The 15,727-nt window shown below is 68.0% G+C and carries 15 protein-coding genes, 1 pseudogene and 1 riboswitch; of the genes and pseudogenes, 7 read left to right on the top strand and 9 right to left on the bottom strand.

Features of this window, described 5'->3' with window-relative positions; translation table 11 throughout:
• Nucleotides 1-46: 46 nt before the first annotated feature.
• From QAD21_RS02925 to QAD21_RS02910, 4 genes are read right to left on the bottom strand one after another with little or no spacing between them, the layout of a single operon-like run.
• Nucleotides 47-1,354 (bottom strand): wax ester/triacylglycerol synthase domain-containing protein, encoded by a 1,308-nt coding sequence (locus QAD21_RS02925; protein WP_058251369.1) that lies wholly within the window; start codon nt 1,352-1,354, stop codon nt 47-49.
• 41 nt (nt 1,355-1,395) lie between these two features.
• Nucleotides 1,396-2,577: an acyl-CoA dehydrogenase family protein gene (locus QAD21_RS02920; RefSeq protein ID WP_058251370.1), complete on the bottom strand. Its 1,182-nt coding sequence runs from the start codon at nt 2,575-2,577 to the stop codon at nt 1,396-1,398.
• A 17-nt stretch (nt 2,578-2,594) separates the two neighbouring features.
• A complete protein-coding gene (locus QAD21_RS02915; protein ID WP_058251371.1) occupies nt 2,595-2,843 on the bottom strand; it encodes an acyl carrier protein in 249 nt (82 codons plus the stop codon).
• 46 nt (nt 2,844-2,889) lie between these two features.
• Nucleotides 2,890-4,230, bottom strand: a complete 1,341-nt coding sequence (locus QAD21_RS02910) for a salicylate synthase (RefSeq protein WP_058251433.1) — start codon at nt 4,228-4,230, stop codon at nt 2,890-2,892.
• 157 nt (nt 4,231-4,387) lie between these two features.
• Between QAD21_RS02910 and QAD21_RS02905 the strand changes: the two are divergent.
• A pseudogene (locus QAD21_RS02905) lies at nt 4,388-5,550 on the top strand (AMP-binding protein); the annotation flags it as partial.
• Nucleotides 5,551-5,577: 27 nt separating this feature from the next.
• The gene (locus QAD21_RS25300; protein ID WP_348534514.1) at nt 5,578-6,057 is read left to right on the top strand and encodes a hypothetical protein; all 480 of its coding nucleotides are present in this window, start codon (nt 5,578-5,580) and stop codon (nt 6,055-6,057) included.
• A 166-nt stretch (nt 6,058-6,223) separates the two neighbouring features.
• Here the strand turns inward: QAD21_RS25300 and QAD21_RS02900 are convergent, their stop codons facing one another.
• Nucleotides 6,224-6,571 carry a GNAT family N-acetyltransferase gene (locus tag QAD21_RS02900; protein WP_058251372.1) on the bottom strand — a complete coding sequence of 116 codons (348 nt, stop codon included), beginning with the start codon at nt 6,569-6,571 and terminating at the stop codon, nt 6,224-6,226.
• Nucleotides 6,572-6,781: 210 nt separating this feature from the next.
• A riboswitch (TPP riboswitch) is annotated at nt 6,782-6,896 on the top strand.
• Between QAD21_RS02900 and thiC the strand changes: the two genes are divergently transcribed.
• Together thiC and thiD are read left to right on the top strand one after the other, a co-directional pair.
• On the top strand, nt 6,888-8,576 hold the full coding sequence (thiC, locus tag QAD21_RS02895) for a phosphomethylpyrimidine synthase ThiC (RefSeq protein ID WP_078111735.1): 1,689 nt from the start codon (nt 6,888-6,890) through the stop codon (nt 8,574-8,576). It overlaps the preceding riboswitch by 9 nt.
• Complete coding sequence (gene thiD, locus QAD21_RS02890) at nt 8,576-9,496, top strand: bifunctional hydroxymethylpyrimidine kinase/phosphomethylpyrimidine kinase (RefSeq protein WP_078111736.1); 921 nt, start codon at nt 8,576-8,578, stop codon at nt 9,494-9,496. Before thiC ends, thiD begins: the two co-directional genes overlap by 1 nt.
• Before the next feature lie 77 nt (nt 9,497-9,573).
• On the opposite strand, the gene QAD21_RS02885 is transcribed toward thiD, so the two are convergent.
• On the bottom strand, nt 9,574-9,963 hold the full coding sequence (locus tag QAD21_RS02885; protein ID WP_058251374.1) for an SHOCT domain-containing protein: 390 nt from the start codon (nt 9,961-9,963) through the stop codon (nt 9,574-9,576).
• 192 nt (nt 9,964-10,155) lie between these two features.
• On the opposite strand from QAD21_RS02885, the gene QAD21_RS02880 reads away from it, so the two are divergent.
• Nucleotides 10,156-11,220, top strand: a complete 1,065-nt coding sequence (locus QAD21_RS02880) for an LLM class flavin-dependent oxidoreductase (protein ID WP_078111737.1) — start codon at nt 10,156-10,158, stop codon at nt 11,218-11,220.
• On the opposite strand, the gene egtD is transcribed toward QAD21_RS02880, so the two are convergent.
• Both egtD and egtB read right to left on the bottom strand, forming a co-directional pair.
• Nucleotides 11,201-12,190: an L-histidine N(alpha)-methyltransferase gene (egtD, locus tag QAD21_RS02875; protein ID WP_058251376.1), complete on the bottom strand. Its 990-nt coding sequence runs from the start codon at nt 12,188-12,190 to the stop codon at nt 11,201-11,203. The two genes, QAD21_RS02880 and egtD, sit on opposite strands and share 20 nt — an antisense overlap.
• Nucleotides 12,187-13,500 (bottom strand): ergothioneine biosynthesis protein EgtB, encoded by a 1,314-nt coding sequence (gene egtB / locus QAD21_RS02870; protein ID WP_078111738.1) that lies wholly within the window; start codon nt 13,498-13,500, stop codon nt 12,187-12,189. The genes egtD and egtB overlap by 4 nt, the downstream gene beginning before the upstream one ends.
• 172 nt (nt 13,501-13,672) lie before the next feature.
• Between egtB and QAD21_RS02865 the strand changes: the two genes are divergently transcribed.
• Entirely contained in the window at nt 13,673-14,524 is an 852-nt protein-coding gene (locus tag QAD21_RS02865; protein ID WP_137808606.1) for a Clp protease N-terminal domain-containing protein, read from the top strand.
• On the opposite strand, the gene QAD21_RS02860 is transcribed toward QAD21_RS02865, so the two are convergent.
• Nucleotides 14,521-15,015, bottom strand: coding sequence for a DUF5709 domain-containing protein (locus QAD21_RS02860; RefSeq protein WP_058251378.1), 495 nt, complete (start codon nt 15,013-15,015; stop codon nt 14,521-14,523). The two genes, QAD21_RS02865 and QAD21_RS02860, sit on opposite strands and share 4 nt — an antisense overlap.
• Before the next feature lie 129 nt (nt 15,016-15,144).
• Here QAD21_RS02860 and QAD21_RS02855 point away from each other — a divergent pair, with 129 nt between their 5' ends.
• Nucleotides 15,145-15,726: a hypothetical protein gene (locus tag QAD21_RS02855; RefSeq protein ID WP_280360504.1), complete on the top strand. Its 582-nt coding sequence runs from the start codon at nt 15,145-15,147 to the stop codon at nt 15,724-15,726.
• Nucleotide 15,727 lies beyond the last annotated feature (1 nt).

The raw sequence follows: 15,727 nt of genomic DNA, 5'->3' as shown, positions 1-15,727 counted from the left end.
GCCCTCGGACCCCGGATTACAAGGCAAGCCTAAGCTCGCACCCCCGTCAGGTTGACGGGAGGGCCTCCTGCAGCACTTCGTCGAGCGCGGCCACGAACCGTTCGGCGTACCCGGGTAGCGCCTGCGCGTCGGTGACGACGCCGAACGTGGTGGTGTGTCCGAGGATCAGGGTCGTCACCGACAGCGAGTAACCCGCGAGCGGCGACAACGGTGTCAGGGTGACGATCGAGCGCCCCAGCACCGACCGGACCCGCGAGAACCCGGGGTTGATGCCGATGTGGATGTCGGGGTGCATGTGGGACATCGACGCGTTCACGATCGCGCGCTGCAGACCCCACAGCGGGGCGCGCGGCAGATCGTCGGCGGCGGCCAGGTACAGCTCCGGCTTCCGCGTCGCTATGGTTTCGAGTTCGCTTCGCGCACGGCCGATCTGACGTGACAGATCGGGCTCGTTGCCGAGCAGGTTGAGGAGCGCCACGGACACCGCGTTGCCGGTGTGCCGGAACTCGTCGTCGAGGGTCACCGGCAGTGTCACGCGGACGACGTCGGCCTGTGGGGACGCGGGCGGGTTGAGGCTGATCGCCCGGCCGATGGCGGCGAGGAGGAACTCGTGAACGGTCGCGCCGTTGCCCTTGGCAGCCTTGCGCAGCGTCCGGGTCGACGCGGCGAACAGGGCGTACTCGCGCTCGCCCGACTTCGTCAGCGCGGGCCAGGCTCGTTTCTTGCCACCGCCCGCCGCGTGCTGGTCGCCATAGGCGGCCTTCGCCTCTTTGAGTTCCTCGGGGTCGATGCCGCTGATCCGGAAGCGGGGACTTGTGGCGAATCGCTCGAACTCCGCGAGATCGTCGGGTTCCCCGTCGGCGAGGAGAGCGGCGAAGGCCGCCCCCGCGATGCCGTCGGAGATGCTGTGGTGCACCCGGAGCAGGACCCACTGTCCGACGCCTTCGGCACCCGCCGACGGCGTGAACAGGGTGATGTCCCAGAACGGGCGCGGACGCGGCAGCGGCGACTCGAGCAGTTTCGTCACCCGTCGCTGGAGATGGGCGCGATCGGTGAACCCGAACTCGGTCACGTGCTCGCCGGCATCCCAGCTGTCGTCGGCGAGCACCATTTCGGGCTTGCGCCAGCGGCCGTTGCGGATACCCAGCCGGAAGATCTCGAACAGCCCGGCCCGCTCCCGGACCCGCGTCCGCACCTCGTCGAGGCCGAGCAACGCCCCGTTGCTCTCGAGCTGCAGGATCATCGACCAGTGCATGGGCGCGCTGTCTTTGTCCATGTGCAGGTAGGTGTGGTCGGGCGGCGCGAGTTCGGTGACACGCGCGTCGGCCGGCGCCTGGCTGGCTGGGCTGTTCATGGGATGACCGCCTGGGTAAGAGGGACGATGGCTCGAGCGCTTCAGGACACCGGCGAGCCGGTGCCGTGGAGTTCGGAGTCGACGAACATGGCCTTATAACGCTCGGTGTCGGGTTTCATCGCCGCCGCGACCAGTTCCCACAGCACCTCGTCGGTGCCGCCGCCGACGCGGGCCAGTTTCATGTCCCGCCACCAGCGACCGATGGGGGATCCGGTCTCGAGGTAACCGATACCGCCGAAGATGTGCAGGCACTCCGACGCGACCTCTTCCCCGAGGTTGGCGGCGGTGGCCTTCAGCGCCGCGGCGGTGCGCAGGTTGATCTTGCCCTCCGCGGCGACACCGGCCAGCGAATAGCGCAGGACGTCGACCCTGGCCTGCAGATCGGCGACGCGCAGCCGGAGCGCCTGATGGTCGTAGAGCTTCTTGCCGAACTGGGTACGCTCCACCATCCGGGCGAGTGTCACGCCGATCATCACGTCGCACGCGGCGGCGATCTGGGCGGCCACCGAGTACCGCTCGTGCGCCAGTCCCCAGCTGATGATCGCCAGGCCCGTCCCCGGCCGGGCGATCAGCGCCTCGTCGGGAATCCAGGCGTCGATGGTCACCGGCGCGGTGTCGAGGGGCCCGGCGCCGAGTTTCGCATACGGCTTCCCCACCGTCACCGACTCGATCGGGACGGCGGCCAACGCCACGTTGCCGCCCACGTCAGGACCGTCGTCGACGCCACGGCAGACCACGAACACGTGGTCCGCGATCGGCGAGAGAGACACGAACTTCTTGTGCCCGACGACGCGGAACCCGCCGTTCTCCGGCAGGATCCGGGTCTCGGAGTTCTGTAGATCCGACCCGCCTTGCTCCTCAGAGGCCCCGATACACAGCACGGTCTCGGCGGTCAGGGCGCGCTGGGCCAGGTCTCTGAGATAGTCGTTGCGGCCGAAGCGGCGGAGGATTGCGATGGCCGAATCGTGCAGGCTCACACCCACTCCGATGGCCGCGGAGCCCAGCGCGCCGAGATGTGCGCCGAGGGCGAAATGGTCGTGGAGGTCGGTGACCTTGCGGTCCTCCCACTTGCGGACGAAGACGCCCTCGGCACCGAGGTGTTCGAGCAGGGGCCGCGGGAATCGATGATCCCGCTCGGCCTGCGCCGTCCAGGCCGTCACCTGCTCGTCGAACGCGGCGTCGAGCAGTTCGGCGTACGTCTGCACTGGGGTCTCCACAGTCATGTCGGGTCCGGGTCCTCTCAGGCCGGGGTGCCGGCCTTCGACCGGATGAGGTCCTCGAGGTCGCCGACGGTCTTGGACTCGAAGAGCTCCCGTTCCGACAGCTTCACGCCGAGACGCTCTTCGATCGCCACCACGCCGATGGCGAACGCCACCGAGTCCAGCCCGAGGTCGTCGATCAGCTTCGAGTCGCGGCTGATGTCGCCGAGCGCGAGGTCGAGGTCCTCTTCGAGGATGCCGCGCAGGGCTTCGGTGATGTGGTCGGACATGTGGTGGCTCCTGGGGTGGTGATGTTCGGTCGAAAGTATCGGTCGGTCAGCGCGGGACCACGTACGGGGCGACGCTGGCCAGCTTCTCGCAGGTCTCGGTGAACTCGCGCTCCGGCGTGGACTGCGCGACGATCCCGGCACCGGCACGCAGCCATGCGCCTTGCCCGGACGAGAAGATGGTGCGCAGGGCCAGGGTCGCCTCGAGCTCGCCCGTCGACGAGGCGGTGAGGATCGCGCCGGAATACAGGCCGCGGCGTCGGGGCTCGAGACGGTCGATCGCCTCCACGGCCGGGGTCTTGGGGATGCCCGACGCGGTGATCGACGGGAACACCACCTCGATTGCACGCCAAGGCGTTTCGTGATCGGCGAGGGTCCCGCGCACGGTCGAGGCCAGATGCTGGACGCTCCCGCGCTCACGAACCTCCATGAACTCACTCACGGCCGTGGTGTCCGCAGCGGCGATCGAGGAGATCTCGTCGAAGCACGCGCGCACCGACATGGCGTGCTCGGCGATCTCCTTGGCATCCGAGAGCAGGTCGGCGCGGGCCGCCGCGTCCTGCTCCGCGGAGATCCCGAAAGCCCTTGTGCCGGCCAGTGGTTCGGTGACCACGGTCCGGTCGTCGTGCACCGCGACGACGAGTTCGGGACTGAACCCGGCCGCCTGCAGGTCACCGAGCGAGAGCAGGTAGCTCCGGGCGGGGTTGTTGTCGGCGCGGCCGCGGGCGTAGGTGGCAGGGATGTCGACGTCGAACGGGATGTCGACGGCACGCGAGAGGATCACCTTCTGGTACCGCCCGGCTTCGATCTCGGCGACAGCGGTGGCCACACGGCCGCGGTAGTCGTCCGGGTCGGACTGCACGTCCACCGGCCGCGACTCGCCGGGAACGGTTGCTCGCGAGGCGATCTCGAGGAGACGACCGGCACGCTCGGCGTCGAGCGACCCGGTGTCGACCCCGTCGGCATCGACAGTCGCCTCGAACTCGGGAACGATGAGGTGCGCCAGCACCGTGTCCTCGGGAACGCGCTCGAGGATGCCGTGATACGGGGCGCAGAAGTCGAAACCGACCCAGCCGTAGACGCGCCAGTCGGAAATCGACAGCGACGCGGTCGCGGCGGCGAGCGCGTCGGCGGGGTCGCCGCGCCAGGGCGTCGTCGTGCGGTCGCCCTGATCGTCGACGATGACCTCACTGCGTGTGATCACCACGCGGGCGCGGACACCCGCCGCGAAGGTCCAGCGCCGGTCGCGCTCGTAGACGACATGGTCGCCGAATTCGCCGGAGCCGGCCCAGGCCGCCGTGATCCGCGCGGCATCGGACTCGCTCAGCGGCGAGGCCGGCGCGAGCAGGTCGACGAACTGCGCGGCGTGCGATTCGGTTGTCAGCGACATGTCCTTCGTTCCTCCGGTCGTGATGCACTCGAGCACCGATGATCATAGGGAATCTTAGGGCAGCCTAATCAAACAATCCCCCGCGGGTCGACAGCCGGCCTCCCGCCCTGCATCGACCGGTAAGGTTACCCTATCCTGCCTGTGTTTGAATGAACTCATGCCGACGCATCTCGACCCCGCGACCGATCTGCTCGACGGTTTCGCTCCCCACACCGACGCACAGGCACAGAAGTACCGCGACGCCGGCGTCTTCCTCGACCGCCCGTTGTTCGCCGGCCTCGATCTGGCCGCCGAGCGAACTCCCGACTCCCCTGCGCTGACCGACGCCTCCACCGACGGGCCGCGCACGCTCACCTATGCCGAGTTCCGCGACGCCACCCTCCGTCGTGCCGCCGGTTTCGTCGCGGCCGGACTGCGGCCGACGCAACGGGTCGTGTTGCAGCTGAACAACTCCCTCGACTTCGCGGTCACCCTGTACGGCCTCCTACGCGCGGTGTCGTTCCGGTGATGACGCTGCCCGCGCACCGGATCACCGAGATCGCCCATCTCGCAGCCGGTGCCGGCGCGGTCGCCTACATCGGTGAGGACGGCCGCCGGGGGTTCGACTATCGCGAGCTCGCGACCGAGCTGCAGTCACGGGTGCCCGACGTCGCGCAGGTCTTCATCTCCGGCGAACCTGGTCGATTCACACCGCTCCCCGACGCCGACCCCGCCTCGGTCGAGCTCCCGGCTGCCCCCGACGCCGGGCTACCCGCCCTGTTCCTCGTGTCGGGGGGCACCACCGGACTGCCGAAACTCATCGCGCGCACGCACGACGACTACGACCTCAACGCCCGGCTGTCCGCGGACGTCGCCGGCCTCACCGCCGACGACACCTACCTCGTCGCCCTGCCGGCCGCGCACAACTTTCCGCTGTGCTGCCCGGGAATCCTGGGCGTCTTCGGTGCGGGCGGCCACGTCGTCTTAGCCGACAACCCCAGTCCGGACAACACTTTCGACCTCATCGAGCGGCACCGCGTCACGGTGACCGCGCTCGTCCCCGCGCTCGCGCAACTCTGGTGCGCGGCGACCGAGTGGGAGCCGGCGGACATCAGCTCCCTGCGCCTGCTGCAGGTGGGCGGCGCCAAGCTGGCACAGTCCGACGCCGTCGCCCTCGACGCGGCCCTCGGCCCCGTCGTCCAGCAGGTCTTCGGCATGGCCGAGGGGCTGATCTGCTACACCCGGACCGACGACCCGCGTGACTTGGTGCACCAAGTGCAAGGGGCACCGATGTCGGAGCTCGACGAGGTGCGGGTCGTCGACGAGGGCGGAGCCGATGTCCCCGACGGGGAAGAAGGTGAACTGCTGGTGCGGGGGCCCTACACGATCCGCGGTTACTACCGCGCCACGGCGCACAACGAGAAGTCCTTCACGCCGGACGGCTTCTACCGGTCCGGGGACAAGGTCACCCGGCTGCCGTCGGGGCACCTGGCCGTGACCGGCCGCATCAAGGACACCATCGTGCGCGCCGGGGAGAACGTCGCCGCCGACGACGTCGAGGAGAACCTCCTCGCCCACGATTCGGTCCGGCAGGTCGCGGTGGTCGGGCTGCCCGACGACGCGCTCGGTGAGAAGATCTGTGCGGCAGTCGTGCTCTCGCACGAACACCCCCCGGCCCGACCACTCGAGCTGGCCGCGATCCGCACCTTCCTCGCCGACCGCGGACTCGCCTCCTTCAAACTGCCCGACGTGGTCCGCGTCGTGCGCACGCTCCCGGTCACCGCAGTAGGCAAGATCGACAAAAAGGTGCTCCGCGAGACACTGCTGTCGGAGCCGTCGGCAGGCTGAGCCGAGTCGGAGCCCGCTCCTCACACCGGCGCGAGGAGCGCGACCACCGCACCATAATCCCAAGGAAGCGCATAACCCCTGCTCCCTGAGGTGCGAGGAGCGATAGCGACGAGCCTCGAAGGGTCCGGCGAGGAATGTTCCGGAGCCGCCGAGGCTTACCTTCGGATCACACCGGCGCGAGGGTCACGATCCCGGGATGGCCGTCGAGATAGTGCTTGGTGAAGGTGCACACGGGCCGCAGGCGGGCGCCCTGCTCGCGGGTGAAGTGCACGACGGTGCGGGTGAGTCGGGTGGCGAGACCATGTCCGGTGTACTCGTCGTAGAGCACGGTGTGTAGGACGGTGATGGTGGTCTGACCGTCGACCGTCTCGGTCGAATAGCCGAGCACGCCGACCAGGTCGCCGGCGACCCACAGCTCGAACCGGTCGCGGTCGGGATTGTGCACCACCTGCGAGATCTGCTGCAGGATCGACTTCGCCGACTGTGGTGGTCGCTGACGATGCTTGCGTAGCACCCGACCCTCCTCACCTCTTGATCGTGGACATCGGACCACTGACATGTGCCGTCCGAACCTCGGCATAGGCCCCGCTTGTGATCCGGGTCACACGGTACCTTACGGAACCGTAACTGATGACCCCGATCGTCCGGTCGTCGCACATCGAGACGGTCGCGCGCACCCCTACGACCCGAACGAACTCCGCGCTGTAGGGTGGCGGACGCACGACAACTACACCGCGGGGGCTCTCACGATGACCGAGGGCTGAGATGGCGACGGGCGGTCGCCGACCGCTCGAACCTGTCCGGGTAATGCCGGCGTAGGGAGACAAGCCATGGGCACACGTGTATCCGCGACTCGCGACGGCAGCGCACCCGCCGACTCAGGGTTCCTGACCCTCGGTCCGATCGAGGGCAGCACCAAGCACCACCTCACGGTCGGCGACCTGCGCGTCCCGCAGCGTCGTATCCACCTCACCAACGGCGAACACCTCGACGTCTACGACACCTCGGGTCCGTACACCGATCCGACGGCGCGCATCGACGTCGAGAAGGGCCTCGCCCCCACCCGCGACAACTGGCGCCGCCCGGAACCGGTCGACGGCGCGAGCACCCAGCTAGCTTGGGCGCGGGCCGGGATCATCACCGAAGAGATGCGGTTCATCGCCGCCCGAGAGGGCATCGACCCCGAACTGGTCCGGTCGGAGGTGGCGATCGGGCGAGCGGTCATCCCGGCGAACCACCGGCATCCGGAGTCCGAACCGATGATCATAGGCAAGAACTTCGCGGTGAAAGTCAATGCGAACATCGGAAATTCGGCGGTGCGCAGCTCGATCTCCGACGAGGTCGAGAAGATGGTGTGGGCCACCCGCTGGGGCGCCGACACGATCATGGATCTCTCGACCGGCGCCGACATCCACACCACCCGCGAGTGGATCATGCGTAACTCGCCGGTCCCCGTGGGGACGGTTCCGATCTACCAGGCGCTGGAGAAGGTCAACGGCGATCCCGCCTCGCTGACCTGGGAACTGTATCGCGACACCGTGATCGAGCAGGCCGAGCAGGGTGTCGACTACATGACCGTGCATGCCGGTGTCCTGCTGCGCTACGTTCCGCTGACCGCGAAGCGGGTGACGGGCATCGTGTCGCGCGGCGGTTCGATCATGGCGGCCTGGTGTCTCGCGCACCACCGGGAGTCGTTCCTGTACACGCACTTCGACGAGTTGTGCGAGATCTTCCGCCGCTACGACATCACGTTCTCCCTCGGCGACGGCTTGCGCCCCGGATCGATCGCCGACGCGAACGACGAGGCCCAGTTCGCCGAACTCCGCACTCTCGGCGAGCTGACCGCGATCGCCAAATCGCATGGTGTGCAGGTCATGATCGAAGGCCCCGGGCACGTCCCGATGCACAAGATCGCCGAGAACGTGCGCCTGGAGGAGGAGTTGTGCGAGGAGGCCCCCTTCTACACCCTGGGTCCGCTCGCCACCGACATCGCGCCGGCCTACGACCACATCACCTCGGCCATCGGCGCGGCGATGATCGCTCAGGCCGGCACCGCGATGCTGTGCTACGTGACTCCGAAAGAGCATTTAGGACTTCCGGACCGCGACGACGTCAAGGTCGGCGTGATCACGTACAAGATCGCGGCGCACTCGGCCGACCTGGCCAAAGGCCACCCGCGGGCACAGGAACGCGACGACGCACTGAGCAAGGCGCGCTTCGAGTTCCGCTGGACCGACCAGTTCAATCTCGCCCTCGACCCCGACACCGCGCGCGCATACCACGACGAGACGCTGCCCGCCGAGCCCGCGAAGACCGCCCACTTCTGCTCGATGTGCGGACCCAAGTTCTGCTCGATGCGGATCTCGGCGGACGTCCGCGCCTACGCCGAGGAGCACGGTCTCGTCACCGCGGACGACATCGACCGGACTATCGCCGAGGGCATGGCCGCGAAGTCGGCCGAGTTCGCCGAGGCTGGTAACCGCGTGTACCTCCCGCTCCAGACGACCGGCGGCGCCTGATGCGCACAGACGACGCACGACGACGCACAGTCGACGCGAATCAGCGCACGGTCGACGAACAGGCCTACACGGGACTCCCGCTGTCACCGCCCGGAACGGCCCCGGTACGGGTCCTGACCATCGCGGGTTCGGACTCCGGCGGGGGCGCGGGAATACAGGCAGACATGCGCACCTTCGCCCTGCTCGGGGTGCACGGGTGTGTCGCGGTGACCGCGGTGACGGTCCAGAACTCGGTGGGCGTGAGCGGGTTCGAGGAGATCTCACCGCAGACCGTGGCGGCGCAGATCGACTCCGTGTCCGGTGACATCGGTGTGGCCGCGGCGAAGACCGGGATGCTCGCGTCGGCGCCCATCATCGAGGCCATCGTCGAGCAGTGCCGCACGAGCGGAATCGGCCGGGACACATCCGTTCCGCTGGTGGTCGATCCAGTGTGCGCGTCGATGCACGGCAACCAGCTGCTCGCCGACTCGGCACTCGACACCCTGCGGCACAGCCTGTTTCCCCTCGCGACGGTGGTGACACCGAACCTGGACGAGGTCCGGCTCATCACCGGCATCGCGGTCACCGATGCCGCGTCGCAGCGCGACGCGGCCAGGGCACTGCTCGATCTCGGGCCGCGCTGGGCGCTGGTGAAAGGCGGGCACCTGCGAACCTCGGACCACTCCCCCGATCTGCTCTACGACGGCGACCAGTTCATCGAGCTCAGCCACGAACGCATCGACACCCCGCACGACCACGGCGCCGGCGACACCCTCGCCGCCGCGATCGCATGCGCGCTGGCCCACGGGCACGACGTTCCCGCGGCGGTCGGCTTCGGCAAGGACTGGGTGACCCGCTGCCTGGCGGCCGCGTATCCACTGGGCGCCGGCCACGGTCCGGTCAATCCGCTGTGGCGTGTGGGCGTCGGGTCGGCGGACTGACGCGAACACGAGAAACAGACAACGCTCCCCGACGGCGACCGGCGCCATCGGGGAGCGTTGTCTGTGTCGAGGGACCGTCAGGCGGTTCCGCTGAGGGCCTTGCTCTTCAAGTGCTCGAACTCCTGGGGTGTGATCGCGCCCGAGTCGAGCAGGTTCTTCGCGTCGGCGATCTGCTGGGTCGGTGAGGTGCCTGCGACGGACCGGATGTACTCGTCGGACGCCTGCTTGGCCTCGCTGTACGCCTCACGCTGACGCTCGGCCATCCCCTTGCCCTTCGCGAGCAGGTACACGATGGCGGTGATGTACGGGAAGATGATCAGGAAGACCACCCACGCCGCCTTCGCCCACCCCGAAGCCGCCTTGTCGCGGAACAGGTCGCTGATGATGTGCCACAGGACGATCAGGTATGCGACGAACGCGAAGATGACGATCGTGTACCAGATGAAGTCCCAGAATGAATCCCACATCGGAGTGTCTCCCTTGTCTAGAAGAATCGGCGCTCGCACGCCGAGCACATGAACCGATATGAAGCATTACACAGCACCGACCTCGACACCGTGACGAACTGGAAAGAATTTAGTGAAATCGTGTGAAGAGACCAATGCGGGCGCAATTCCTCCGATTTCGCCCCGCACGATCACAACTTCGCGAAGGGCGACATGGAATCTCACCCGGTAGGTATCGAGAAGGTCGAGCTCGGTCTCGACACGTTCGGGGACATCACCGCCGAACCCGACGGCACATTGCGCTCGGGGTCGCAGACCCTGCGCGATCTGCTCGAGCAGGCCATCCTCGCCGACACGGTCGGCGTCGACTTCCTCGGTGTCGGTGAGCATCACCGCGACGACTACGCGGTGTCGGCACCCGAGGTCGTACTCGGCGCGATCGCGGCGCGCACCACCCGGACGCGTCTCGGTTCGGCCGTCACCGTCCTGAGTTCCGATGATCCGATCCGCGTGTTCCAGCGGTTCTCGACAGTCGATGCGTTGTCGTCGGGTCGCGCCGAGGTGATCCTCGGGCGCGGGTCGTTCACCGAGTCGTTTCCGCTGTTCGGTTTCGACCTCTCCGATTACGAGGAACTGTTCAGCGACAAGCTGGCCCTGTTCGCCGAACTGCGCACCGGCCGACCGGTCTCCTGGTCGGGTTCCACGCGCAGTCCGCTGCAGTCCCAGACGGTCTACCCCGAACTCGAGAACCCGCCCCTGCCGACGTGGATCGCGGTCGGCGGCAGCCCGGAGTCGGTGGTACGTGCCGCGTCGTACGGCCTGCCGCTCATGCTGGCGATCATCGGCGGCGACCCGCTGCGCTTCAAGCCGTACGTCGATCTCTATCACCGCGCCCTGCGCGAGATGGACAAGCCGCTATTGCCCGTCGGCGTGCACTCACCGGGACATGTCGCCGACACCGACGCGCAGGCACGCGACGACCTGTGGCCGCACTACCGCGAGTACGTCGGACGCATCGGTCGCGAACGCGGCTGGCCGCCGCCGACCCGCATCGAGTTCGAGCGGTCGACCGGACCCGGCGGCTCGCTCTACGTCGGGTCGCCCGACACCGTCGCCCGCAAGATCGCGTCGACCGTCCAAGCACTGGGACTGAGCCGATTCGACCTGAAGTACTCGCACGGGACACTCGGCCACCCCGAGCTCATGCGCAGCATCGAACTCTATGGAACGCAGGTCATCCCGCGGGTGCGCGAACTGCTCAGCGTCGGGTCAGGGTGAGCTGGAAGTCGCCCGCGGGATCGGTCCACGCCGACACGACGGACAGTCCGGCCGACTCGAGTTCTTCCGCGAGCGCCCCGGGCTGGAACTTGGTGCTGATCTCGGTGTGGATCTCGGTTCCCGCGGGCACCCGCCACGATCGGCCCAGCACACCGAAGTACGCGTCGACGTCCCGCCGGGCGCGAAGCCACATCTCGACGCGGTGCTCGCCCGGATTCCAGCGGGCGATGTGTTCGAAGTCGTCGGCGTAGAGCCCGCGAGCGTCGAGGCCGGCACGGAGCACCTCGATCATGTTCCGGTTGAAATCGGCGGTCACACCGGCACTGTCGTCGTAGGCGGCGACGAGCCGCCCGGTGTCCTTGACGAGGTCGGTACCGAGGAGAAAGTAGTCACCCGGGGACAACGAGCCGACCATCGAACGATAGAACTCCGCGCGCGCAGCAGGATCGAAGTTGCCGATCGTGCCACCGAGGAACACCGCGAGGCGCGGGCCGTCGGCGGGCGGGAGATCCAGGTCGGGCTCGGTGAAGTCGGCGACCACGGGGACGACGTCGATCCCGGGATAGTCGACGGCGAGCACTTCGGCTGTCGTCGTGAGCATCTCGGTGCTGACGTCGACGGGGACGTAGGTCGGACGCTCACCGTCGGCGGCCGCGTCCACGAAGGCGTCGAGCAGCAGACGCGTCTTGGTCGATGTGCCCGAGCCCAGTTCGACGATGACGTCGGCACGGGTCGTCGAGGCGATCTCGGCCGACCGCGCGCGCAGGATCGCGGTCTCGCGGCGGGTGGGATAGTACTCGGGCAGACGGGTGATCTCGTCGAAGAGCTTGCTGCCGCGCTCGTCGTACAACCACTTCGTCGGGAGGACCGGCGGTTGCTGCCACAATCCCGAGAGTGCGTCTGCGGCAAGGCCCCCGATGGCCGTGTCCCCGGTGGTCGCCGTCACCGGGGTGTCGCTGTCGAGGCTCATCGGGCCAGCCGGAGTCCCGAGAAGACCCAGCGCGACGGCGCCGGGAAGAAGTTCCGGTACGTCAGTCGTTCGTGACCCACAGGCGTCACCGCGCTCGCCCCACGCAGCACATGCTGGTCGGACATGAACTTGCCGTTGTATTCACCCACCGCGCCGTTGGCGGGCACGAAGCCGGGATAGGGCAGGTACGCACTGGCCGTCCACTCCCACACATCCCCGATCATCGCCGCACCGACGCGGCCGGGATGACATCGGTCCGGGTCGAGCAGGGCCCCGCGCTCGGTACCCAGTGAGCCGGCGGCGATCTCCCACTCGAATTCGGTGGGCAACCGGGCCCCCGCCCAGCGGGCGTAGGCGTCGGCCTCGTAGAACGAGACGTGCAGGACGGGCTCGTCGGGCACGATGCGCCGCCGACCGGACAGGGTGTACGTCGTCCAGTCCGACGGGTCGGTGGAGCGCGCACCGGTCTCGTCGCGCCAGTATCCCGGTGCGTCCCATCCGGTCTGGCGGATGGTCGCCCACCCGTCGGACAACCAGAATTCGGCGCGCCGGTAACCGTCGTCGGCCATGAACTCCAGCCAGTCGGCGTTGGTGACCGCGCGGTCGGCGATCTCGAAGTCCTCGAGATACACCCGGTGTCGGGGGCCCTCGTTGTCGTAGGAGAATCCGCTGCCCAACGCGCCGATCTCGTTGACGCCGCCCTCGAACTGCCGCCAGCCCAACGCTTTCGCGATGCCCGGTTCGTCGGGTTCGCGATCGACGTACACCGGCCCGAACGTATTGGTGGAGAAGAGATGCTTGATGTCCATGAGCAGCAGCTCCTGGTGCTGCTGTTCGTGATTGAAGCCGAGTTCGACGAGTTCGAGTGCGGCCTCGTCGAGGTCGCCGCGCTCGAGGAGATCCACCATCGCGGCGTCGACATGCTCGCGATAGCGGGTCACATCGCGGACACCCGGCCGCGTGACGAGACCGCGATCAGGTCGTGGATGCCGTTCTCCCACAGCCTCGTAGTAGCTGTTGAACAGGTACCGGAACGTGTCGTCGTAGACCTTGTACGCGGGGTCACGCCGCAGGATGAACTCCTCGAAGAACCAGGTGACGTGCGCCCGGTGCCATTTCGCCGGGCTCGCCTCGGTCATCGACTGCGGTGTCTGGTCCTCGGGCGAAAGCCGTTCGGACAGCGTGTCGGTCAGGGCGCGGACGTCGAGGTAGCGACGCGCGACATCGGTGACGACACCGTTCGCCGGCGGGCTCTCGGCGGACCGGGTGTCTGTGGACTGGGGACGAACCGACGGTTCGGTGATGCTCACTGGATAACCTCCCGTGGCAAAGCCTGGAGCGGCCGGCGACGACTTCGCCGATCTCCGCATCCATCGTCATGACGCTTGCCGTTCCTGTCAACGCACACGCGCTTGATAGGCCTCGACGTGTCGTCGTCAACTCGGGGTTGACGCGATCGACTCGTCAACCTACGGTTGACGCATGCCCCAGAATTCAGTCTCCATCCGCCTCGACGACCTGATCCATGCCATCCGCAAGGTCCACGAGGACCCGCTGGACCAACTCTCCGACGCAGTGGTCGCCGCCCAGCACCTGGGCGACATCGCCGACAGCCTGATCGGTCACTTCGTCGACCAGGCCCGCCGCTCGGGAGCATCGTGGACCGCCATCGGCACCAGCATGGGCGTGAGCAAACAGGCCGCTCAGAAGCGGTTCGTCGATCGGGTGTCGTCCGCGGGCGAGAACGATGCTCCCGGCGCGGACAACCCGTTCTCGCGTTTCACACCTCGGGCCGCGAACGTACTGATGGCCGCGAACGCGGCAGCTGCCGCGGGCCGTGCCGAGCACGTGACCCCGGCCCACATCGCGCAGGCCCTCACGGCCGAACCGAAGTCCCTCGTGTTCCATGTGTTGCGGGACTCCGGCGTCGACGCCGACACCTGGCGTGCGGCCATCGCGCCGCTGCTCCCGGCACCGCGGGACATCGCCGACGACGAAGCAACGAGCGTGGTGCCCTACGACGACGCGTCGAAGTCGGTCTTGGAGTCGACCGTCGGCGCCGCCCTCGATCTCGGGCACAACTACATCGGCACGGAGCATCTCCTGCTCGGCTTCTTCGCCGATGGCACGCTTGCCGAGGCGATGAGCGCGCTGGGCCTCACGGCCGACGCCGTCCGCTCGACCATCGTCGCGACGTTGGCGCAGGTACTGGAGCAACCCGGCGCCGGGAGCGAAGCGAGCGGGCCGAATCAAACCGGCCCCGGGAGCGAAGCGAGCGGGCCGAATCAAGCCGGCGCCGGGAGCGAAGGGAGCGGGCCGGGTCAGACCGACTAGTCCGAATCGGAGATGTAGTGCACCGCAGCCTCTTCCGCGGAGGCTCCGGCGCCGTCGATCCCGGCGTCCTCGGCGACGGCGTCCGACTCGGTGTCGATACCCGATCCGGCGTCCGGGGCGATGAGACGTCCGGCGCGGCGGTCCCCGACCTCGTCGTCTTCCTCGAACTCGTCGTCACGATCGGAATCGTGTGCGCGCCAGTCGGTCCGCGCACGTTCCTCGGCGGTGATCTCGTCGAGCGGATCGACCGCTCCGACGTCGGGTTCCTCTTCGGCCAGCCGCTCGTCGAGCGTCTCGCCCTCGGCCTGCTCGCGAGAGGTCAGCCCGTGGACGGCGCCCTTGGGCGCATAGTCGGGCGGTGAGTACCCCTCGTCGAGGACGTCGTCGACGCCGCGGTCGTCCAGAGTGTCCTCCGGCTGCAGTTGGTCGTCCTCGTCCAGGCTGTACTCGCCGTCCGAACCCTCCGGGGTGCTACCGATGTCGTCCTTCATCCTTGCCACGATGCCAGCCCGCCGGGAGTCCTGCCAGGACGACCCGATGGCGCGACGTGGCCGACCGCTGTCGGTCGCGCTCACCCGGTTCGGCCGAATCGCCGATGCCGGCGTGCCGGATCGGCGACAATGTCGAGGGTGATCGAGGAAATGCAGGCCGAGGCCCGGGCGCTGCTCTCGGCCGGTGAATACGACCACGCGCTGGCCGAGTTCTCCGTGCTCCGCGAGATCAGATCGCGCCGCGAGGGACCGTATTCGGTGATGTATCTGTCCAATCTGCACGACTGCGTCCGCTGCATGTCCCATCTCATGCTGTGGTCCGACGCCAGCCACCTGTGTCGTGAACTGCACGGCAAGTACGTGCGCACGCACGGGCGCGCCGAAGCCGACACGATCGACGTCGCGAAGCACTGGGCTTGGGCGCTCGTGCACCTGCACGACTATTCGCCGGCCGTCCGGTTGTACCTGCTGACCGCCGACGCGCTCTGGGAGTCCGATCCCGCCCAGGCGCAACGTCTGCTCGGCGCGGCGGTGGTCCACCGGCACGACACCGATCCCCTCGCGCTGATCTCGCCGGGACTCATCGACGGAGTCGGACTCCGTCACGCCGACGAGGAGCGAGAACTGCTCACGCGCCTGGTCGATAGGTTGGCCGATGGTGGCGGCGCCCCGGCGAGCGCGACCACCATCGACGGTCTGGCTCTGGTGTGAG

It is taken from the genome of Gordonia sp. SMJS1, from assembly GCF_029866425.1.
In the GTDB taxonomy this organism is placed as follows: Bacteria; Actinomycetota; Actinomycetes; order Mycobacteriales; family Mycobacteriaceae; genus Gordonia; species Gordonia hongkongensis.
Note: the sequence above shows the minus strand (reverse complement) of the source record. Positions and strands in the feature narration are given on the sequence as shown.

What these genes read in the sequence shown, in the direction of transcription:
- QAD21_RS02925 (WP_058251369.1), bottom strand. Translation starts at nt 1,354, where the DNA reads ATGAACAGCCCAGCCAGCCAGGCGCCGGCCGACGCGCGTGTCACCGAA.
- QAD21_RS02920 (WP_058251370.1), bottom strand. Translation starts at nt 2,577, where the DNA reads ATGACTGTGGAGACCCCAGTGCAGACGTACGCCGAACTGCTCGACGCC.
- QAD21_RS02915 (WP_058251371.1), bottom strand. Translation starts at nt 2,843, where the DNA reads ATGTCCGACCACATCACCGAAGCCCTGCGCGGCATCCTCGAAGAGGAC.
- QAD21_RS02910 (WP_058251433.1), bottom strand. Translation starts at nt 4,230, where the DNA reads ATGTCGCTGACAACCGAATCGCACGCCGCGCAGTTCGTCGACCTGCTC.
- thiC (WP_078111735.1), top strand. Translation starts at nt 6,888, where the DNA reads ATGGGCACACGTGTATCCGCGACTCGCGACGGCAGCGCACCCGCCGAC.
- thiD (WP_078111736.1), top strand. Translation starts at nt 8,576, where the DNA reads ATGCGCACAGACGACGCACGACGACGCACAGTCGACGCGAATCAGCGC.
- QAD21_RS02885 (WP_058251374.1), bottom strand. Translation starts at nt 9,963, where the DNA reads ATGTGGGATTCATTCTGGGACTTCATCTGGTACACGATCGTCATCTTC.
- QAD21_RS02880 (WP_078111737.1), top strand. Translation starts at nt 10,156, where the DNA reads ATGGAATCTCACCCGGTAGGTATCGAGAAGGTCGAGCTCGGTCTCGAC.
- egtD (WP_058251376.1), bottom strand. Translation starts at nt 12,190, where the DNA reads ATGAGCCTCGACAGCGACACCCCGGTGACGGCGACCACCGGGGACACG.
- QAD21_RS02865 (WP_137808606.1), top strand. Translation starts at nt 13,673, where the DNA reads ATGCCCCAGAATTCAGTCTCCATCCGCCTCGACGACCTGATCCATGCC.
- QAD21_RS02860 (WP_058251378.1), bottom strand. Translation starts at nt 15,015, where the DNA reads ATGAAGGACGACATCGGTAGCACCCCGGAGGGTTCGGACGGCGAGTAC.
- QAD21_RS02855 (WP_280360504.1), top strand. Translation starts at nt 15,145, where the DNA reads ATGTCGAGGGTGATCGAGGAAATGCAGGCCGAGGCCCGGGCGCTGCTC.